Annotated in this window: 18 protein-coding genes; 8 read left to right on the top strand and 10 right to left on the bottom strand. The window is 29.1% G+C overall.

Features of this window, described 5'->3' with window-relative positions:
- The 7 genes from GQ540_RS02925 to GQ540_RS02895 form a co-directional block, all read right to left on the bottom strand.
- Window positions 1–908, bottom strand: a 908-nt coding sequence (locus tag GQ540_RS02925) for an OstA-like protein (protein WP_291797090.1), incomplete at its 3' end; no start/stop codon positions are given.
- A gap of 147 nt (window positions 909–1,055) precedes the next feature.
- Window positions 1,056–2,327 carry an adenylosuccinate synthase gene (locus GQ540_RS02920; RefSeq protein WP_291797087.1) on the bottom strand — a complete coding sequence of 424 codons (1,272 nt, stop codon included), beginning with the start codon at window positions 2,325–2,327 and terminating at the stop codon, window positions 1,056–1,058.
- A gap of 18 nt (window positions 2,328–2,345) precedes the next feature.
- Complete coding sequence (locus GQ540_RS02915) at window positions 2,346–2,789, bottom strand: Fur family transcriptional regulator (protein WP_291797077.1); 444 nt, start codon at window positions 2,787–2,789, stop codon at window positions 2,346–2,348.
- Between the two features lie 102 nt (window positions 2,790–2,891).
- Window positions 2,892–5,111 carry a RelA/SpoT family protein gene (locus GQ540_RS02910; RefSeq protein ID WP_291797074.1) on the bottom strand — a complete coding sequence of 740 codons (2,220 nt, stop codon included), beginning with the start codon at window positions 5,109–5,111 and terminating at the stop codon, window positions 2,892–2,894.
- A 44-nt stretch (window positions 5,112–5,155) separates the two neighbouring features.
- Window positions 5,156–6,388 carry a M48 family metallopeptidase gene (locus tag GQ540_RS02905; protein ID WP_291797071.1) on the bottom strand — a complete coding sequence of 411 codons (1,233 nt, stop codon included), beginning with the start codon at window positions 6,386–6,388 and terminating at the stop codon, window positions 5,156–5,158.
- A gap of 21 nt (window positions 6,389–6,409) precedes the next feature.
- Window positions 6,410–7,219, bottom strand: a complete 810-nt coding sequence (locus GQ540_RS02900; RefSeq protein WP_291797068.1) for an RNA methyltransferase — start codon at window positions 7,217–7,219, stop codon at window positions 6,410–6,412.
- A gap of 24 nt (window positions 7,220–7,243) precedes the next feature.
- Complete coding sequence (locus GQ540_RS02895) at window positions 7,244–8,317, bottom strand: DUF3810 domain-containing protein (protein WP_291797065.1); 1,074 nt, start codon at window positions 8,315–8,317, stop codon at window positions 7,244–7,246.
- Between the two features lie 219 nt (window positions 8,318–8,536).
- Between GQ540_RS02895 and dnaB the strand changes: the two genes are divergently transcribed.
- From dnaB to bshA, 4 genes are all read left to right on the top strand, one after another.
- Window positions 8,537–10,057 carry a replicative DNA helicase gene (gene dnaB, locus GQ540_RS02890; protein ID WP_291797062.1) on the top strand — a complete coding sequence of 507 codons (1,521 nt, stop codon included), beginning with the start codon at window positions 8,537–8,539 and terminating at the stop codon, window positions 10,055–10,057.
- Between the two features lie 14 nt (window positions 10,058–10,071).
- Window positions 10,072–11,340, top strand: coding sequence for an asparagine synthetase B (locus GQ540_RS02885; protein WP_291797058.1), 1,269 nt, complete (start codon window positions 10,072–10,074; stop codon window positions 11,338–11,340).
- A 94-nt stretch (window positions 11,341–11,434) separates the two neighbouring features.
- Complete coding sequence (locus GQ540_RS02880) at window positions 11,435–12,280, top strand: transketolase (RefSeq protein ID WP_291797056.1); 846 nt, start codon at window positions 11,435–11,437, stop codon at window positions 12,278–12,280.
- Window positions 12,281–12,503: 223 nt separating this feature from the next.
- Window positions 12,504–13,637, top strand: coding sequence for an N-acetyl-alpha-D-glucosaminyl L-malate synthase BshA (gene bshA, locus GQ540_RS02875; RefSeq protein ID WP_291797052.1), 1,134 nt, complete (start codon window positions 12,504–12,506; stop codon window positions 13,635–13,637).
- On the opposite strand, the gene aroB is transcribed toward bshA, so the two are convergent.
- Complete coding sequence (gene aroB, locus GQ540_RS02870; RefSeq protein ID WP_291797050.1) at window positions 13,634–14,701, bottom strand: 3-dehydroquinate synthase; 1,068 nt, start codon at window positions 14,699–14,701, stop codon at window positions 13,634–13,636. The genes bshA and aroB overlap by 4 nt on opposite strands.
- 86 nt (window positions 14,702–14,787) lie before the next feature.
- Here aroB and GQ540_RS02865 point away from each other — a divergent pair, with 86 nt between their 5' ends.
- The 4 genes from GQ540_RS02865 (at window position 14,788) to GQ540_RS02850 (ending at window position 19,173) form a co-directional block, all read left to right on the top strand.
- Window positions 14,788–15,954: a proline dehydrogenase family protein gene (locus GQ540_RS02865; RefSeq protein ID WP_291797047.1), complete on the top strand. Its 1,167-nt coding sequence runs from the start codon at window positions 14,788–14,790 to the stop codon at window positions 15,952–15,954.
- Window positions 15,955–16,103: 149 nt separating this feature from the next.
- Entirely contained in the window at window positions 16,104–17,873 is a 1,770-nt protein-coding gene (gene typA, locus GQ540_RS02860) for a translational GTPase TypA (RefSeq protein WP_291797045.1), read from the top strand.
- A gap of 156 nt (window positions 17,874–18,029) precedes the next feature.
- Window positions 18,030–18,650, top strand: a complete 621-nt coding sequence (locus tag GQ540_RS02855) for a DUF2202 domain-containing protein (RefSeq protein ID WP_291797042.1) — start codon at window positions 18,030–18,032, stop codon at window positions 18,648–18,650.
- A 10-nt stretch (window positions 18,651–18,660) separates the two neighbouring features.
- Window positions 18,661–19,173 (top strand): c-type cytochrome, encoded by a 513-nt coding sequence (locus GQ540_RS02850; protein ID WP_291797039.1) that lies wholly within the window; start codon window positions 18,661–18,663, stop codon window positions 19,171–19,173.
- 66 nt (window positions 19,174–19,239) lie between these two features.
- On the opposite strand, the gene GQ540_RS02845 is transcribed toward GQ540_RS02850, so the two are convergent.
- Both GQ540_RS02845 and xerD read right to left on the bottom strand, forming a co-directional pair.
- Window positions 19,240–19,638 carry a NifB/NifX family molybdenum-iron cluster-binding protein gene (locus GQ540_RS02845; protein WP_291797036.1) on the bottom strand — a complete coding sequence of 133 codons (399 nt, stop codon included), beginning with the start codon at window positions 19,636–19,638 and terminating at the stop codon, window positions 19,240–19,242.
- A 123-nt stretch (window positions 19,639–19,761) separates the two neighbouring features.
- Window positions 19,762–20,658 (bottom strand): site-specific tyrosine recombinase XerD, encoded by an 897-nt coding sequence (gene xerD / locus GQ540_RS02840; protein WP_291797033.1) that lies wholly within the window; start codon window positions 20,656–20,658, stop codon window positions 19,762–19,764.
- Window positions 20,659–20,687: the final 29 nt, after the last annotated feature.

Genomic DNA, 20,687 nt, shown 5'->3' with positions numbered 1-20,687 from the left:
GTTACCATTAATATTTTTCCATGAATATATAAAGAATCATTGTCCATTGCAGAAATTGCAACTGCTTTATCTCTTATAAAAACGGAATCTTTTAAATTAAAAACTTCAGCATAACCACCTTTTATTAATGAATTATTTACCGTGTCTTTAATTTTTATATTTCCTGTTGCTGAAGCAAAATCTATATTTTTGTTGTAATACAAACTGTCGCCTTCAATAGTTCTATGGCTATAGAATATGATAGATTTTTTTAAAAAATGAGAAATATTTGTTTTTGAATTATGATGCCCATTTTCAGTATAAATTTTATTGCTTTCACTTGTTATTGTTGAAGGACCATACAATTCAGCAATTCCAGTATCAGTAAAATAATCAAGATGGTTTGAGACTAACTTACTCTCTTTATTAACAACATCAACATTAGTATAGGCCTGAAATTTGTTTGTTTTTAAATAATAGTTGCCAATTTTGCTTGTTAAAATATTTGTAGTATCTTTAATGGTACCACCGCTTTTATAGTATAAATGTTGATTTTCTCTATCAAATTGAAGCGTGTCAGTTCGCAATTCCATAATTTCATCTTTCAAAAAAACTTTACCCCAAGAGGTTGCAATTTTTTTATTCCCATCATAATCAGTGTATTTGCTATATTGAAAAATAGTATCTCCTTGATTTACAATAACATTACCCATTGCTTTTATCAAGTTTTGTTCTTTATAAATGTATGCTTTGTCACAACGTAAAGTTGCACCTTCATGTTCTATAAAAACATTTCCTAATGAAATTGTTGCTCCAGGAAATTCAGGTTTTACAAACGTATTATCTGCATGTAAAATCTTTATTCTTTTGGTTTGTGAATTTCCAGTAATACTGAAGATTATAATTAGAATAAAAAGTATTTTTTTCAAAATGGATATTATTTAATCACAAAACTAAGAAAAAAGAGAGTAGTAAGATGATAAAAGTGCGTTAAAAAAAGAAACGTCATCACAAAAATATGAATAAAATAATTTACTTAATTACTTCACTTTTTTTTGCAATGACGTTTGATAAATTTATCTTAATATTGTTTGTTTTCTATCAGGACCAACTGAAACTATTTTCACAGGAACTTCAACAAAAGCTTCTATAAATTTAATATAATCATTCAATTCTTTAGGAAGTGTTTCAGCACTAGTCATTGAAGTTAAATCTTCTTTCCAGCCTTTAAATTCAGTATAAATTGGCGTTACATTATGTTCTTCAATATTGTAAGGAAAATGATTAATTTCAGTTCCTTTATAATTGTAGGAAGTACAAGCTTTTAAGGTTTTAAAACCTGAAAGCACATCGCCTTTCATCATCATTAATTGTGTAACACCATTAATTTCAACAGCATATTTTAAAGCTACTAAATCTAACCAGCCACATCTACGTGGACGACCAGTTGTTGCTCCAAATTCATTTCCTATTCTTGCCATTTCTTTTCCATCTTCATCAAATAATTCAGTTGGAAACGGACCAGAACCAACACGAGTTGTGTAGGCTTTAAAAATACCAAATACATCACCAATTTTATTAGGAGCAACACCTAAGCCTGTACAAGCACCTGCTGCAGTTGTAGTTGATGAAGTTACAAATGGATACGTTCCAAAATCAACATCTAAAAGCGAACCTTGTGCTCCTTCAGCTAAAATTGTTTTGTTATTTTTTAAGGCATTACTTAAATATTCTTCACTATCAATAAAAGTTAATTCTTTTAAAACTTTTATAGCATTAAAAAATTCAATTTCAAGTTCATTTAAGTCGTATTGTATTTCTACATCAAAAAATTGAAGCATTTTTAAGTGCTTATTAGTTAATGTTTGGTAAATTTCTTTCCAATTATCTAACTCTAAATCTCCAACACGCATACCATTTCTACCTGTTTTATCCATATAAGTTGGACCAATTCCTTTTAGCGTAGAACCAATTTTAGCTTTCCCTTTTGAAGTTTCACTAGCTGCATCTAGTAATCTATGTGTTGGTAAAATTAAATGTGCTTTTCTTGAAATTAATAATTTTGATTTAAAATCTAAATTATAGTTCGCTAAATTTTCTAATTCTTTATTAAAAATAACAGGGTCTATTACAACACCATTTCCTACAAGGTTTATGGCGTTTTTGTGAAAAATACCAGATGGTATTGTGTGTAATACATGTTTTTGCCCATCAAAAATTAAAGTGTGTCCAGCGTTTGGACCACCTTGGAAACGAGCAATAATGTCATAGTTAGAGGTAAGGACATCTACTATTTTTCCTTTTCCTTCATCTCCCCATTGTAGTCCTAATAATAAGTTTACAGCCATTGTGTTAATTGTAAGTTGTTAGTTGTTGTTTCGTTTTTTTGTTCCGTATAAATAAAGTGAGTGATTGTGAATCTCTATATTAAAAGTATCTTCAATCGTTTTTTTTATAATTTGTATTCTTGGGTCACAAAATTCTATAACTTCACCAGTATCTGTTAAAATAATATGGTCATGCTGTTTATCAAAGTAGCATTTTTCATAATGCGCTTGGTTTTGCCCAAATTGATGTTTTCTAACTAAACCTGATTCTAAAAGTAATTCAATAGTATTATAAAGTGTAGCTCTGCTTACTCTATAATTTTTATTTTTCATTTGGATGTATAGAGATTCTATATCAAAATGATCATTTAAATCATAAATTTCTTGTAAAATGGCAAAACGCTCTGGTGTTTTTCTATGACTGTTTGCTTCTAGAAAATTAACAAAAACACTTTTTACTATTTTTTGATTCTCATTACTCATAACAATAAATTTGAAATGTTATAGATTCAGCAAAGTTAATCCTATTTTTTTAAGTTTTTTCACCTTAAATTCATAGTTATTAACTTTTATTGTGAATAAATATTAATGTTTATAAATTCTTTCAATAGAGTCTATTCCCTCTAATTTTTTAATACTATCGCTCAATTTTTGCAGTTGAGATTTATTTTGAACGCTGACAGTAATACTACCTTCAAAAACACCATCATTACCTGAAATATTTAATCCTTGTATATTAACATTCATATTTTTTGAAATAATTTCGGTTATTTTATTTACCAATCCAACATTATCTACTCCATGAATTTTTAAAATAGCTTTAAATTCTTGTTTTGTAGAGTCAATCCATTTTGCAGTCAGAATTCTGTAAGCATAATTAGATTGCATGCTTATAGCGTTTGGACAGTCTTTTTTATGAACTTTAATACCGTCATTTATTGTTACAAAACCAAATACTTTATCTCCAGGAATAGGATTACAACAAGGTGACATTTTAAAATCTAAGCGTTCTTCTTCTTTTCCAAAAACTAATGAATCGTAATTATCTATTAGTTCATCTTTTTCTGCTGCTGTAGTATTTTTAGGTGTTCTTTTTATTTTTTTTCTGAAGAAATTAACAAACGAATTATTACGTTGCGCAATAAATTCTTTTAATTGCGGATTTTCAATTGAACCACTTCCAACTCTATAAAATAAATCTAAGCTTGTTCTTAATTTGAAGAAGTTCACTAACTCATTTACAATATTTTCAGAAAGTGAAATTTTTAAATGACGTAATTTTCTTGTTAAAATTTCTTTTCCTTCTTCGGCAATTTTCTTTTGATCTTCTTTTAATGCATTTTTAATACGAGTTCTAGCTCTTGCTGTAACAACAAAATCTAACCAACCAATATTTGGTTTTTGATTGCTAGATGTTATAATTTCAACCTGGTCACCACTATATAAAACGTGACTTATAGGCTTTAATTTTCCATTAATTTTGGCGCCCCGGCAATTCATACCAACTTGTGTATGTATTGAAAAAGCAAAATCTAATGCGGTTGCATTTTTTGGTAATGCTTTTAAATCTCCTCCGGGTGTAAATACAAAAATTTCTTTTGCGTATAGGTTTAGTTTAAAATCTTCAACAAAATCTATTGCATTGCTATCAGGGTTTTCTAAAGATTCTTTAATTTTATTTAACCAATCATCTAAACCACTTTCGCGCTCACTATTGTTTTTATATTTATAATGAGCTGCATATCCTTTTTCGGCAATTTCGTTCATTCTATCTGAACGTATTTGAACTTCAACCCATTTACCTTGCGGGCCCATAACGGTAATATGAAGCGATTCATAGCCGGTAGATTTTGGTTGACTAATCCAATCTCGTAGTCTGCTTGGATTTGGAATAAAATTATCTGTTACAATTGAATAAATTTTCCAAGCATCAAATTTTTCTTTCTTTGGTGTTGATTTATAAATAATTCGAATTGCAAATTTGTCGTAAATTTCTTCGTAAGTAACGCCTTGCGAAAGCATTTTTTTACGAATGGAATAGATTGATTTTCTTCTTCCTTTTATAAAATAGTCAAAACCTTCAGCATTTAAAGATTCTCTAATAATGTCAGAAAATGATTCAATATAAATATTTTGTTCTTCTGTACTTTGCGTTATCTTGTCTAAAATATCATTATAAACCTCTGGCTCGGTGTATTTTAAACCTAAATTTTCAAGTTCAGTTTTTATATTGTAAAGTCCAAGACGGTGGGCAAGTGGTGCGTATATGTATAAAGTTTCAGATGAAATTTTAACTTGTTTGTCTTGTGGCATTGCATCCATAGTTTGCATATTGTGCAGCCTATCAGCAATTTTTATTAAAATAACCCTAACATCATCATTTAAAGTTAAGAGCATTTTTCTAAAATTCTCAGCTTGTACTGATGCGTTTTGCTCTTTTTTTAAGTGAGATATTTTTGTTAACCCATTTACAATTCTAGCAACATTTTCACCAAATAAACGCTCAATATCTTCAATTGTATAATCTGTATCTTCAACAACATCATGTAATAAAGCAGCAACAATTGATGTGGTATCTAAACCAATTTCATAGGCAACAATTTTAGCAACAGCAATTGGGTGAAAAATATAAGGTTCACCAGTTTTACGGCGTTGGTTTTTATGCGCTTCTAATGCAATATCAAATGCTTTTCTTATTTCTTTTTTATCAGCATTTGTAAAAGCTTGGTAAGCACCTTTTAAAAGGTCTTTATAACGCTTGGTAATTTCTTTGTTTTCTTGCTCTATGGTTAAATTATATGCCATTGCTTAAAAATAGTATTTTAAAGTAGACTATCAAATAGAAAAAATTATTTTTTTAAGTTTATTATTCGTTGTAATAGTGTTGGGTGTGAATAATGAATTTTAACATATAAAGAATGTGGGGTTAAATTGCTTAAACTGTTTTTTGATAATTTTTTTAATGAAGAAATTAACGCATCACCGTCAAAGTTTTCTTTGGCATAATCATCAGCTTGATATTCAAATTTTCTTGATAAAGAATTCATAAATAAACTGGTTATTTCAGAAATTGGACTGTACAAAATAGCAAAAGCAATTAAACCAATATGAAAGCTTGCAGTTTCAACTCCTAATGCCTGTGACAATGTTTGGTTTCCTATTAATAATGATAAAATAAAAAAAGTAAAACCAGTTAACAATATGGATAATAATAAGTTATAAATAATATGTTTTCTTTTATAATGCCCAACTTCATGTGCTAATACAGCTACAATTTCGTTGGTTTCTAAATCATTTATAAGCGTATCATAAAGTGTAATTCTCTTTTGATTACCAAATCCTGAAAAATAGGCGTTTGCTTTTGTAGAACGTTTTGAACCATCAATCACAAAAATATTATCTAATTTAAAACCTATTTTTGTAGCAAAATTTTCAATGGCTATTTTTAATTCCCCGTCTTCTAAAGGTGTTTGTTTATTAAATAATGGGACTAAGAGTTTTGAGTAAAATAAATTCATAAAAATGGTAAAAAAGCTAATTAAAGCCCAAGTATAAACCCAAAATAATGTTGTTGTTTCTAAATAAAACCAAGTTATTAAGGCTAATAAACCGCCACCAACTACAATCATCATTAACCAACTTTTAATTTTATCGAAAATAAATGTTGTTTTAGATGTTTTATTAAACCCAAATTTTTCTTCAATTACAAATGTTTTATAGTATGAAAAAGGTAACGATAAAATATCACTGGAAAAAGCAATAATTCCAAAGAAAATTAAAGTAATTAAAATAGCATTGCTGCTTACAGTTTTTACATACGAATCTACAAATGCAAAACCGTCAAAGATAAAAAATAACAAAGTTGTTACTATTGAAAATAAACTTGAATACAAGGAGAATTTATAATTTTCTTTTTTATAATGTTGAGATTTTAAATATTCATCTTCATTATAAATACCCTCTAATTCTTCAGAAATTACATCGTTAAAATGTTTTGCATTTAAAGCATTTATATACGTGTCAAATAAAAATTTAAGACTAATTATGCCTATTAGTATATAAAAAATTACTGTTGGAGTCATTTAGGTGAGTTTAGTTTTTATTTAATTTATTAATTGTCTTTGTCTAATTGCTTCAAAAATTAATATTGCTGCACTTACTGATACGTTCATAGAGTCTATGGCTCCGCGCATTGGAATAATAATATTTTGTGTGGTATTTTGAAGCCATTCATTGGATAAGCCAGTTGCTTCAGTTCCTACAATTATAGCACTTGGTTGTGCATAATTAATAGTTTGATATTCAACAGAAGCAGTTAAAGCGGCCCCATAAATATTGATGTTTTTTTCTTTTAAAAATGAAATAATTTCAGAAGTAGTTCCTGTTGCAATTGGTGTTGTAAAAACGCAACCAACACTAGATCTAATAATATTTGGATTGTACATATCAGTCTTAGGGTTTGCAATAAAAACGGCATCAACACCTGCGGCATCTGCAGTTCGTAGCAATGCACCAATATTTCCTGGTTTTTCAGGAGCTTCAGCAACTAAAATTAATGGGTTGTTGTTTTTGAAAGAAACTGATTTTAATGTTAAATCTTTACATGTTGCAATTGCTAAAATACCTTCAGTAGTATCTCGTAGTGCTAATTTTTTATACACTTCTTTAGAAATTTCAATAATTTCAACGTTTGAATTTATGTTTTGTAACAAGTTGTTAACTTCTTCTTTATTGATAATTGTTGATACTACTAAAATAGTTCCAATTTCATAATGCCCTTTAATGGCTAAAGAAATTTCTCTAAGTCCTTCAATTATAAAGGTTTGTGTTTTTTTTCTGGAGCGCGATTTATCTTTTAAAAGAACAAGTTCTTTTATGTATGGGTTTTGAAGGCTTGTAATTTGTTTGGGCATGATGCAAAAATAATGGTAAATTCTTTATAATTTTTCAGTTTTATAGTAATTTATTAAAAGAGCTACCATTTTATTGTATTCTCTAATTCCGCTTTTTTGCTTGTTGGCCTTCAGAAATAAATCATAGAAACTTTTAAAATATTTTTCACTCCAGTTTTGGTAAGAATCCCAAAACTCTTGATTATTTCTCATATCCTTTAAAATACCTGTATTAATGGTGCTTTTTATAATTTCAAATTGATTAGGGTCAGTTTTATAAATTTCATACAAACAATAGCGAAGAGCTGTTAAGTAACCAGCATAATTAAAATGGGCATCTTTTGAATTTATAGAAGCTAAATAACCAACAAAATTGGCTTCGCTTTCTGAAGCAATTCCAACTTGATGCGCAATTTCATGACAAACTGTTGCAGGATAATTGTTTTTTGGAATTAAAGCATTTACTTGAGCTTCATTCGTTATAGGGTTTAAATACCCTGCAAAGCCCATATAAGTTAACGGAATACTAAATAAAGAGTGTTTAATTGAAGCAGTCTCAAATTTAAATTGAGGATATTTTATAGCTAATTGTTTGTAAGCTGAAGGAGATAATTCTCTAAGCTGTTTTTTTGTCATATTATTTTCAACCACAACAGTATCGTTACTTGTAATTGAAAAATGAACTTTGTTTGTTTTTAAAATAAGTTTAGTTGTAAAATCAACTAAATCATTTGTATTGTAAGTCGTTTTTTCAAAATTTAACGATTTAGATAATGGTTCTCTAAAATAATTAAATCCCCAATTAAAATGAAATAAGAAAAACAATATTGAAATAGTTGCTCCAATTTTAAAAAACGTAGCCTTAAAATGAATTTTTTTAGTTTTTATGGCTATATAAATACCTTTTAAAATAGTAAGTCCAATAAATAGGTATAAAATATCACCAATTGATATTGGCAACCAACCAAAAATAAGCCGAAGTGATTTTGAAACATAAATGTACAATCCATTAGAGTAAAATTGTTCAATAACAGTGGGAAATTTAGCAATAATTTGGATAAATGCCCATTGCATAACAAGTACTATTGTAAGAATTTTATATGTTTTTTGTTTGTTCATAAATCAAAAATAGGAAATAAATATAGAGTACATTACGTTTTAAGAGTTATTAACAAAATAAGTACTTGTCAACAAAATATGTGCAAAAATAAAATTTAGAATTACTCCAAAATCTAGGTATAAAAAATTACATTTGCTTTAGTATAAAAAATGTGTGAAATTTATAGTTTCCTTTCCCCTAAAATTATTAATTTAATAAAAAAATAAACTAGCTATAGCGTGAAAAATTTACAACCAATTCAATCTTCTAAATTTAAAAAAAGCAATGTGATTAACCTTGAAAAGGGGAAAATACCACCACAAGCTGTTGATTTAGAGGAGGCTGTATTGGGTGCTATGATGATTGATAAAAAAGGGGTTGATGATGTAATTGATATTTTACATGACGATGTTTTTTATAAAGAATCTAATAAATTAATTTACGCTGCAATTTTTGCATTATTTAAAAGTTCAGAACCAACGGATTTATTAACCGTTGCCAATCAATTGCGTAAAGATGGAAATTTAGATGCTGCCGGTGGTGATTTTTATTTAGTTGGATTAACACAAAAAGTATCATCATCAGCACATATTGAATTTCATGCGCGTATTATTCTTCAAAAATATATTCAACGTACATTAATTTCAATTTCTGCTGAAATTATTGAAGAAGCCTACGATGAAACTGTAGATGTTTTTGATTTATTAGATGTTGCTGAAACAAAATTATTTGAAGTAACTCAAGGAAACCTAAAAAAAGGTTCAGAAAGTGCAGGAGGTCTTGTAGATCAGGCAATTAAAAAGATTGAAGAAATTTCAAATAAAGAAGGTATGAGCGGTGTAGCAACTGGTTTTACTCGTTTAGATGAATTAACATCAGGTTGGCAACCTTCAGATTTAGTAATTTTAGCTGCACGTCCTGGTATGGGTAAAACGGCTTTTGTAATGTCTATGGCTAAAAATATGGCAATAGATTTTGATACGCCAGTTGCAATATTTTCGTTAGAGATGTCATCAGTTCAGTTAATAACTCGTATGATTTCTAGTGAAACAGGAATTTCTTCAGGGAAATTGAGAAAAGGAAGTTTAGAACCACACGAATGGGAGCAATTAAATGTAAAAGTTAAAAACTTATCAAACGCTCCAATTTTTATAGATGATACACCTTCATTATCAATCTTTGATTTAAGAGCAAAAGCACGTCGTTTAGCATCTCAACATGGTATTAAAGTAATAGTTATTGATTATTTACAATTAATGACTGCTGGTACTTCAGCCGGTGGAAATCGTGAACAAGAAATTTCTATGATTTCTCGAAATTTAAAAGCATTGGCAAAAGAATTAGCAATACCTGTAATAGCACTTTCTCAGTTGTCACGTGCCGTTGAAACGCGTGGAGGAAACAAACGGCCATTACTTTCAGATTTACGTGAATCTGGTGCTATTGAACAAGATGCTGATATTGTTTCATTTATTTATCGTCCTGAGTATTATGGGCTTACAGAATGGGATGATGAAGAAAGATCGGCATGTGAAGGGCAGGCTGAATTTATTGTAGCTAAACACAGAAATGGTGGTTTAGAAAACATAAAATTGAAATTTACAGGGCATTTAGCACAGTTTAGTAATTTAGATGATGATTTTGGTAGTGAATTCCAATCAAAAATGAATGATGCGATATCATCTAATAATATGCCAAGCGCAGCTGATGCTTTTGGAGTAGAAGATACTTTAGAAGATGAAAATGGATTGCCATTTTAAATAATACACTACATATGAAGTTAGTTGCAAAAATGATTTTTGTGTTAGTTTTGTTGGTTTCACATTCAATCTATGCATCATTTATCCTCATTCCAATGGATGAAATTACTCAAACAAACCATTTAAAAGCTTACGGAATTACATATTGGTCTTTAGAAAAAGGAAATACAGCAAAATGGCTGTTAAATTATGAAGGCGGTTCTTTTTTATTAGAAGATAATGAAGCTACACGTAATGAATGTAAAATAAGAGGCGTTACTTTCCATGTTATTTCTGATACTCAGGCAAGTAAAATTTTAGAAGAAATAAGTAGTCCATCTCTAAATATGGATGCTATAACGTTAGAAAAAGCACCAAAAATAGCAGTATATTCTCCAAAAGGGAAATTACCTTGGGATGATGCTGTTACCTTAGTTTTAACCTATGCTGAAATTCCTTTTGACCTTATTTATGATGAAGAAGTTTTAGAAGAAAAATTATTATTATACGAATGGTTGCATTTACATCATGAAGATTTTACAGGTCAATATGGCCGATTTTATGGAGCTTATAGAGCTGCACCTTGGTATATTGAGCAAAAAAAATCAGCTGAAGATTTAGCAAGTAAATTAGGGTTTTCAAAAGTTTCTGAAGAAAAATTAGCAGTATCGCTTAAAATTAGAGATTTTGTAATTGGTGGCGGTTTTATGTTTGCAATGTGCTCAGCTACAGATAGTTTTGATATTGCTTTGGCTGCTGAAGGTGTTGATATTTGTGAAACTATGTTTGATGGCGATCCTTCAGAAGTAGATTATCAACATAAAATAGATTTCAATAAAACATTAGCGTTTAAAGATTTTACATTGGTTAGAAATCCTATTGAATATGAATTTTCTTCAATAGATATGACCAGAAAACGTTCCAGTATTAAACGTACTTCAGATTATTTTTCTTTACAAGAATATTCAGCAAAGTGGGACCCAATTCCAACAATGTTGTGTCAAAACCATACACAGTTAATTAAAGGTTTTATGGGCCAAACTACCTCTTTTGAAAGAGCAAATATAAAGTCGAATATATTAGTTTTGGGAGAAAATAAAACTAATAGAGAGGCACGTTATATTCATGGGGTTAAAGGAAAAGGTTTGTTTACGTTTTATGGTGGTCACGACCCTGAAGATTATCAGCACAGAGTAGGTGATCCAAAAACAGAATTAGATTTACATCCAAATTCTCCTGGATACAGATTAATTTTAAACAATGTGTTATTTCCTGCAGCAAAAAAGAAAAAACAAAAAACTTAATGGTGTTGATAATGCATCAATAACTTTCTTTAAAAATTTTAGTATTTCAAGCTTCAAAAACACTATTTTTGCGCTTTAAATTAAATAATAATACATGGCAACTACACAAGAACTGCAAGATTTTGCACAACAAGTAAGAAGAGATATAGTTAGAATGGTACACGCTGTACAATCTGGTCACCCTGGAGGTTCATTAGGTTGTAATGAGTTTTTAACAGTATTGTTTCAAGAAGTTATGGAATATTCAACTGAATTTTCTATGGATGGTGAAAATGAAGATTTATTCTTTTTATCAAACGGTCATATTTCGCCAGTTTATTATAGTGTTTTAGCACGTAGTGGATTTTTCCCAGTTGCTGAATTAGCTACTTTTAGAAAATTAAATACACGTTTACAAGGGCATCCAACTACTCACGAAGGTTTGCCAGGTATTAGAATTGCATCAGGTTCATTAGGACAAGGAATGAGTGTTTCTTTAGGAGCTGCGCAAGCTAAGAAATTGAATGGAGATAAAAAATTAGTGTATTCTTTACACGGTGATGGTGAGTTACAAGAAGGTCAAAATTGGGAAGCAATTATGTATGCTGCAGGGAAAAATGTAGATAATTATATTGCAACTGTAGATTATAACAAGCAACAAATTGATGGTGGAACTGAAGATGTTATGCCTTTAGGAGATTTAAAAGCTAAATTTGAAGCATTTGGATGGATTGTTTTAGATGTTGAAAAAGGAAATGATGTTGAAAGTATTAAAAATGGGTTGGCAGAAGCAAAATCTTTGACAGGAAATGGAAAGCCAGTTTGTATTTTATTACATACAGAAATGGGTAATGGAATAGATTTTATGATGCATACACACGCTTGGCATGGAAAAGCGCCTAGTGATGCTCAATTAGAAGATGCTTTAAATCAAAACCCTGAAACTTTAGGAGATTATTAGTTTATTGAAAATTAAATAATTAAAATATTTAAAAATAGTTATAACATATGTTATAGCTATTTTTTTTAGACATTAATTTTATAGCTTTTTAATATTTTTAACAATTATTCACCCTTTAAATTGTAAGTTTACTTCTATATTTACATCTATTATAAAATTGATTTCAATAGCACTTTGGTTTTGTTTTCAATTTTTTATTTTTTCAATCTTTAATGTATTTTTCATGAAAATAGGTATTGTTTGTTATCCAACATTTGGAGGAAGTGGAGTAGTAGCAACAGAATTAGGTATGGCGCTTGCTCAAAGAGGGCATCATGTACATTTTATAACGTATAAGCAACCTGTGAGGTTAGATTTTATTTCTAATGATATTCATTTTCATGAAGTTTTTGTTGAAGAATATCCACTTTTTCAGTTTCAACCGTATGAATTAGCACTTTCTAGTAAAATGGTTGAAGTTGTTGAAATGTACGATTTGGAAATTTTACACGTTCATTATGCAATTCCACATGCATATGCAGCCTATATGGCAAAACAAATGTTGCATGAAAAAGGTATTGACATAAAGGTAGTAACAACATTACACGGAACTGATATTACGTTGGTTGGAAGTCATCCAAATTATAAAACTGCTGTAGAGTTTAGTATCAACAATTCTGATGTAGTTACCACAGTATCAGAAAGTTTAAAGAAAGATACGTTACGCTTATTTAATATTACGAAAGAAATAAAAGTGATTCATAATTTTATTGATTTTGAGCAATATCCAGAAATTGGTTCTGAAGAATGTTTGCGACATACAATTGCGAATGAGAACGAACGAATTATTACACATATTAGTAATTTACGCCCTGTAAAAAGAGCTTCAGATGTTATTGATATTTTTTATAAAATTCAGAAAGAAATACCTTCAAAATTATTATTAGTAGGTGAAGGACCAGATAGAGAAAATATTGAATGCCAAGCTAAAGATTTAGGGATTTTAGACAAAGTGCTATTTATGGGAAATAGTAACGAAGTAAATAAACTGTTATGTTATTCAGATTTATTTTTATTGCCTTCAGAAACTGAAAGTTTTGGATTAGCAGCGTTAGAAGCTATGGCAGCAAGAACACCAGTAATTTCTACCAATTCGGGTGGTTTGCCAGAAGTAAATACACAAGGAGTTACAGGTTTTTTAAGTGATGTTGGAGATACGGATGATATGGCCAAAAATGGGATTTATATTTTAGAAGATTTTGAGAGGTTACAACAATTTAAAAATAATGCATTAGAACAAGCAAAACGCTTTAGTTTACAAAATGTATTACCTGATTATAAAGCAATTTATAGAGAAGTAATAGCTGATTGTTGTTAAGAATTGTAATAGTTTAATGATTTGATAATTAATTCTTTATCAACTTTGCAATCTAATTTATATTTTTCAAAATCAGATAATAGCACAAAATTTACTTGTCCGCCAACATTCTTTTTATCGTGAATTAAAAGTTCCATAATAGCATCATAATCAGTAGCTTCAATCTTAACTTTCCCATAAATTTTAAGTATAGATTTTTTTATGTTATCTAACTCTTCAGAAGGAAAATTTAATAATGTTTTTGATATGTAACCTTCAGTAATCATTCCAATGGCAATTGCTTCACCATGAGTAAGATTTTCTTTAGCTTCAGATTCTAAAAAATACGATTCAACAGCGTGACCTAAAGTATGTCCAAAATTTAATATTTTACGTAAACCAGCTTCTTTTGGGTCTTCAATTACAACTTCATTTTTAATTTCAATTGAACGATGAACTAAGCTGCTTAAATTACGAACGCTTAATTCTTTAAAGCTAATTGCTTTGTTCCAAAGGTTTTTGTCGTAAATTAAACCATGTTTAAGAATTTCAGCCAAACCAGATCGTAATTCACGTTCAGAAACAGTCTCTAAATAAAGTGGATCTATAAGCACCATTTCAGGATTAGAAAACAACCCAATTTGATTTTTTAAAATACCTAAATCTACACCTGTTTTACCACCAACAGAAGCATCAACCATGCTTAATAAAGTAGTTGGAATATTTACAAAAGAAATACCACGTTTAAATGAAGAAGCAACAAAACCGCCTAAATCTGTAATTACACCACCACCTAAATTTATTAATAAACTTTTTCTGTCTGCGCCTAGTTCTGTTAAGGCATTCCATACTCCAATACACGTATCTAAATTTTTATTTACTTCGCCAGGTTCAATTTCAATAATTTCAATAGTTTGTTCAGTTTCCAATTGTTGAAGAAATAAAGGAAGACAATCATCACCAGTGTTTTCATCAACTAAAATGAAAATTAAAGAAGGTTTACTCTCTAAAACATACTTGTTTAATTTAGTATACGCATCTTCAGTAAAATTCACATGGTAATTATTGGATAATATTGGATTCATTTCGGATAATATTTAAGTGCAAATTAAGTACAAATTAATGAAAAAATAAACTCTTGCGAAGTATCTTTGTATAAATACATGTTATAATGGGAAAATTATTTGACAATACAGAAGTAGCCTTTGCTTTAAAATCAAATTCTGAACTTGATAGAGCTTTTTATTTGTTTGAAATGATTAAGCGAGAACCATTGGTTAAAATTGGTACAGCAGTTACTAAGTTTGCTTTAAAGGCATATTTGCCTGTTGAAGGTATTATTAGAGCCACTGTTTTTGACCATTTTTGTGGAGGTGTAACAGAAGAAGATTGTATGTCTACTATTGATAAAATGTATACTAAAAATGTACATTCTGTGTTAGATTATTCAGCTGAAGGAAAAGAAGTTGAAGAGCAGTTTGATTTGGCAATGGAAAAAACATTAAACACCATTAAATTTGGTAAAGAAAAAGCTAGTTTACCATTTGCAGTATTTAAACCAACAGGTTTTGGAAAGTTTGAAATTTATCAAAAAATAACAGAAGGTGAAAAATTAGATACTCATGAAGAAGTTGAGTGGAAACGTATTAAAGAACGTTATGATATTGTAAGTAAAGCCGCTTATGAAGCAGAAATTCCATTATTAATTGATGCTGAAGAAACTTGGATGCAAGCTGCAGCTGATGATTTGATTGAGGAAATGATGGTGAAATACAATAAAGAAAAAGTAATTGTATTTGGAACTCTACAATTGTATCGTTGGGATAGGTTAGATTATTTAAAAGGTTTACATGAGCGGGCAAAAAAAGCAGGTTTTAAAATAGGAATGAAACTTGTACGTGGCGCTTATATGGAAAAAGAACGTGAACGTGCTGAAGAATACGGTTATAAAGATCCTATTTGTGTTGATAAGGAAGCTACAGATAAAATGTATAATGATGTTCAACAATATATGGTAGAAAACATTGATGATATGTCAGTTTTTTCAGGAACTCATAACGAAGAAAGTTCATATTTGTTAATGGATTTAATTGAAAAGCACAATTTATCAAGAAACGATAAAAGAATTTGGTTTGGTCAATTGTATGGTATGAGCGATCATATTAGTTATAATTCAGCTAAAGAAGGTTATAATGTGGCTAAATACTTGCCTTTTGGACCTGTGAGAGACGTTATGCCTTATTTAATTAGACGTGCAGAAGAAAACACATCAGTAGCCGGGCAAACTAGTAGAGAGTTAAATTTGCTTAAAACGGAGCGTAAAAGACGCAAATTTTAAACTTATTAATTTATAATAAAAAAGAGCTATTTAATAGCTCTTTTTTATGTGTTTATAAATCAGTATATTAACTAATCTTTATTATTACTTAATTATAGTTGAAAACAAAATAAAACAACTACTTTTGCAACTTCTAAAAAAACAAGAGAATGCAATCTATCAGAAACATAGCTATTATAGCTCACGTTGACCACGGTAAAACAACTTTGGTTGATAAAATTATTGACCAAGCTCACATATTAGATGAGCGTAAAGTAAGAACAGATTTATTGTTAGATAATAACGATTTAGAACGTGAACGTGGTATTACTATTTTATCTAAAAACGTTTCTATAATATATAAAGATGTTAAAATTAACATTATTGATACACCTGGTCACGCCGATTTTGGAGGAGAAGTAGAGCGTGTATTAAAAATGGCTGATGGTGTGTTATTATTAGTTGATGCTTTTGAAGGACCAATGCCTCAAACACGTTTTGTTTTAGGTAAAGCATTAGAACTTGGTTTAACACCAATTGTTGTTATCAATAAAGTTGATAAACAAAACTGTACGCCAGACATAGTACATGATAAAGTATTTGATTTAATGTTTGCACTTGATGCTACTGAAGAACAATTAGATTTTGCAACAGTTTACGGCTCTGCTAAAAATGGTTGGATGAATTATGATTGGAAAGATGAAACAGATAATATTATACCACTTTTAGATTCAATTTTAGAGAATATTCCTACAGCTCCTTATCAAGAAGGAACTGCTCAAATGCAAATTACCTCATTAGATTTTACTTCTTTTGTTGGTAGAATTGCTATTGGACGTGTTTTTAGAGGAGATTTAGTAGAAGGAAAAGATTACATGCTTTGTAAAGCAGATGGAAGTACTAAAAAGGTAAGAATTAAAGAATTACATACTTTTGAAGGTTTAGGAAAAGACAGAGCTTCTAAAGTGAGAAGTGGAGATATTTGTGCTATTACAGGTATTGAAGGATTTGAAATTGGAGATACCATTGCAGATATAGAAAATCCAGAGCCATTACCAAGGTTAAGAGTAGATGAGCCAACGATGAGTATGTTATTTACCATTAATAACTCTCCTTTTTATGGGAAAGAAGGTAAATATGTAACTTCTCGTCATTTACGAGATAGATTATATAAAGAAACTGAAAAGAATTTAGCATTAAGAGTTGAAGATACTTCTTCGGAAGATAAGTTTAATGTATTTGGACGTGGAATTTTGCATTTATCAGTTTTAATTGAAACAATGCGAAGAGAAGGGTATGAGTTACAAGTTGGTAGACCACAAGTAATTATTAAAGAAATAGATGGAGTTAAATGTGAGCCATACGAAACTTTAGTAATTGATGTTCCAGAAACATCAGCAAGTAAAGCAATTAACTTAGTTACACTAAGAAAAGGAGATATGTTGGTTATGGAGCCAAAGGGAGATATGCAACATTTAGAATTTGATATTCCTTCACGTGGTATTATAGGATTACGTAACAAAATATTAACTGCCACACAAGGTGAAGCAATTATAAATCATAGATTACGTGGTTTTGATGCTTATAAAGGAGATATTTCAACATCTACTAATGGAGCTTTAATTTCAGGAGATACTGGAAAAGCAACAGCATATTCAATTGATAAATTGGGTGATAGAGGTGTTTTCTTTATAGATATTAACCAAGAAATTTACAAAGGACAAATTGTTGGTGAAAATAATAGACAAGATGATATGTCTATCAATTTAACAAAAGGAAAAAAACTGACAAACGTTCGTAAATCAGGAACAGATACAGCTGTTAATATAGCTCCAAAGAAAGAATTTTCATTAGAAGAGTGTATGGAGTATATTAAGGATGATGAGTATTTAGAAGTAACTCCACTTAGTTTACGTATGCGTAAAATTTCTTATAGATAAGAATTCAATTTATATATAATAAAAAAAGCTTCCATTAATTTGGAAGCTTTTTTTTATACAAAAATATGTATGTTGTATAGTAACTTTTGTTACCTCTACTACTTTAAACTTTTGCAACTATTGTAAGTCTAAACAGTATAAACAAAAATCAAAATAATGAAAAAATTAATTTTAGTTACTTTAATAAGTACTTCTGTATTAATTAGTAGCTGTTCAGACAGTGAAAATGATGATGAAGTGAGTATACATGAAACCAGTCTATCTCAATTAGAAATAGATGATTTAAACTTTTTAAGAGAAGAAGAAAAATTAGCAAGAGATGTGTATTTATATTCGTATGATCTATATAATTTACAAATTTTTAAAAATGTTTCTAACAGTGAACAAAAGCATATGGATAGCGTATTAGAACTTTTAAATAAGTATAATTTACCAGATCCTGCTTCAGAAAATATAGGTGAATTTAATAATGCTGAATTGCAAAATCTTTACAATGATTTAACTCAGAAATCGTCGATTTCTGTAGTAGATGCTTTAGAAGTTGGAAATATTATTGAAGATTTAGATATAAAAGATATTGCGACTAATGAAGGAAGAACTATTAATATTGATTTATTAGATGTTTATACTTCATTAAAGTGTGGCTCAAGAAATCATTTACGGAATTATTATGCGCAGCTTATTTTTAATGGAGGCTTATATATTCCAACTTATATTTCAATAGATGAATTTGAAGCTATAATAACAACCTCTAATGAACAATGTATTAACAATTAAAATTTTAAAAATGATAAAAAATAGTTTTATATTAATAGTATTGATATTTTCTTTTATTAGTTGTAAATTTTCAAAAGATGAATCAAATATATCAAAGAATGAAGTAATTAAATTAGATAATTTAGATAAAATTAATAATGAAAGATTACTATTATTACAACAAAAATGTTATGCTTGTCATTCAGTAACCGCAACATCACATGATCATATTATTGCACCTCCAATGGTGGCAATAAAGAGAAGGTATCTTGTTTTTTATAAAAATAAAGAAGAATTTGTTAATGCAATGACAAAATGGGCGTTAGATCCAAAACTTGAAAATGCATTAATGCGTGGTGCTGTAAAACAATTTAATGTGATGCCAAAGCAGCCTTTTAATAAAGATGAAATAGTAAAAATAGCTGAATATATGTACGATAATGAATTAGAAAAACCAGCTTGGTTTGAAGATCATTTTAATGAAGAACACCCTGAAGGAATGGGAAATGGTAAAGGAAAAGGTAGAAAATTAAAAACTAATTAAATAGTGAATTAAGGTTGAAGGTAGTTTGTGAAAAGGAATTAATTATTCCATTTTCACAAACTACTATTAATGTTGATGTCCACTTCCGCAATTACAATTGCAGCCTGATGTATGATGTGATACAGGAGAAATTGCTTCTAAAGTTCCATTAATTAATTTATCAATAGCTATGTCTGGATCTGTTTCTTCAATTTTATAACAAGCAACACTTTGGTTTGCTAATTTTTGAATTAAACCGTTTCCAATACCTCTAGTTAATAAAATATCAACATCAAAAAGAATATTTTTAGTCACTTTTTCAGCATGTGAAGTTTCATGTAAAGTTTCTTCCTTGTTTAATTCCAATATTTTTTTGTTTTCAATAATAGTATCATTAATGGTATAAATTATAAAGTTTCTACATTTACCAGCGTGGTCAAAAATTGTTTTTTTATTTTGAGAAGTAACAGCAACTATTGTTTTCATAAATATGATATTTTAATCAAATTTAAGTCTATTAAATCATCTTATTTGCAACGTTAGTTACTTGAATTTAGATGTGTTTTTACTTTTTAAAAAAGTATATAAATTAAAATTTTAATAGGATTCCTATTTTCTAGGATGAAAAGAATTTAATACGTCTTTTAAAAAACGAGTGTCTAAGTGCATGTAAATTTCAGTGGTAGTAATACTTTCATGACCTAACATTTGCTGTATTGCACGTAAATCTGCTCCACGCTCTAAAAGATGTGTAGCAAATGAATGTCTAAAAGTATGCGGGCTTATTTTCTTTTTAATACCTGCTTTGATAGCTAAATTTTTGATAATTGTAAAAATCATTACTCTACTCAGGTTTTTACCTCTTCTATTCAAAAAAACAGTGTCTTCAAACCCTTTTTGAACCTCAATATGAATCCTAATCGTATTCAGATATAATTGGATATATTTTTGAGTTTGTTGGTTAATTGGCACAAAACGTTGTTTATTTCCTTTACCTGTTACTTTAATAAAACCTTCATCAAAAAACAAATCTGAAAGTTTTAAGGCAATAAGTTCAGAAACACGTAAACCGCAGCTGTATAATGTTTCTAATATAGTTCTATTGCGTTCACCTTGTGGTTTACTTAAATCTAAGGTGTTTATTAACAAATCAATTTCTTCAATGGCTAAAGTATCGGGTAATTTTCGTCCTATTTTTGGAGTTTCAATTAAATCGGTTGGGTTCTCTTTTCTATAATCTTCAAAAATCAAATAATCAAAAAAGTTTCTTATTCCAGATATTAATCTAGCTTGTGAACGTGCATTTAATTGTTTTGAAATAGCATATATAAATTGTTGAATAATTTCTTCAGAAATAGTTATTGGAGAAATAGAAATTTCATTTTCTTCTAAATAAGATATTAGCTTTTTTACATCACGTGTATAACTATCAATAGAGTTTTTTGCCAAGCCTTTTTCTATTTTTAAATAGAATTGATAATCTTGTAATAATTTTAACCATTTCATTTTTATAAAAGTACATATTTATGTTAAAA

Source organism: Lutibacter sp., from assembly GCF_013139515.1.
Classification (GTDB): Bacteria; Bacteroidota; Bacteroidia; order Flavobacteriales; family Flavobacteriaceae; genus Lutibacter.
The sequence above is the reverse complement of the archived record's forward strand: the minus strand, read 5'-3'. Positions and strand labels throughout refer to the sequence as shown.

Bases quoted from the DNA above. Each gene is read 5' to 3' on its own strand.
- GQ540_RS02865 (WP_291797047.1), top strand. From the start codon at position 14,788: ATGGGAAAATTATTTGACAATACAGAAGTAGCCTTTGCTTTAAAATCA.
- GQ540_RS02855 (WP_291797042.1), top strand. From the start codon at position 18,030: ATGAAAAAATTAATTTTAGTTACTTTAATAAGTACTTCTGTATTAATT.
- GQ540_RS02845 (WP_291797036.1), bottom strand. From the start codon at position 19,638: ATGAAAACAATAGTTGCTGTTACTTCTCAAAATAAAAAAACAATTTTT.
- GQ540_RS02910 (WP_291797074.1), bottom strand. From the start codon at position 5,111: ATGGCATATAATTTAACCATAGAGCAAGAAAACAAAGAAATTACCAAG.
- GQ540_RS02880 (WP_291797056.1), top strand. From the start codon at position 11,435: ATGGCAACTACACAAGAACTGCAAGATTTTGCACAACAAGTAAGAAGA.
- GQ540_RS02895 (WP_291797065.1), bottom strand. From the start codon at position 8,317: ATGAACAAACAAAAAACATATAAAATTCTTACAATAGTACTTGTTATG.
- bshA (WP_291797052.1), top strand. From the start codon at position 12,504: ATGAAAATAGGTATTGTTTGTTATCCAACATTTGGAGGAAGTGGAGTA.
- aroB (WP_291797050.1), bottom strand. From the start codon at position 14,701: ATGAATCCAATATTATCCAATAATTACCATGTGAATTTTACTGAAGAT.
- GQ540_RS02915 (WP_291797077.1), bottom strand. From the start codon at position 2,789: ATGAGTAATGAGAATCAAAAAATAGTAAAAAGTGTTTTTGTTAATTTT.
- GQ540_RS02905 (WP_291797071.1), bottom strand. From the start codon at position 6,388: ATGACTCCAACAGTAATTTTTTATATACTAATAGGCATAATTAGTCTT.
- GQ540_RS02850 (WP_291797039.1), top strand. From the start codon at position 18,661: ATGATAAAAAATAGTTTTATATTAATAGTATTGATATTTTCTTTTATT.
- GQ540_RS02920 (WP_291797087.1), bottom strand. From the start codon at position 2,327: ATGGCTGTAAACTTATTATTAGGACTACAATGGGGAGATGAAGGAAAA.
- GQ540_RS02900 (WP_291797068.1), bottom strand. From the start codon at position 7,219: ATGCCCAAACAAATTACAAGCCTTCAAAACCCATACATAAAAGAACTT.
- xerD (WP_291797033.1), bottom strand. From the start codon at position 20,658: ATGAAATGGTTAAAATTATTACAAGATTATCAATTCTATTTAAAAATA.
- typA (WP_291797045.1), top strand. From the start codon at position 16,104: ATGCAATCTATCAGAAACATAGCTATTATAGCTCACGTTGACCACGGT.
- GQ540_RS02885 (WP_291797058.1), top strand. From the start codon at position 10,072: ATGAAGTTAGTTGCAAAAATGATTTTTGTGTTAGTTTTGTTGGTTTCA.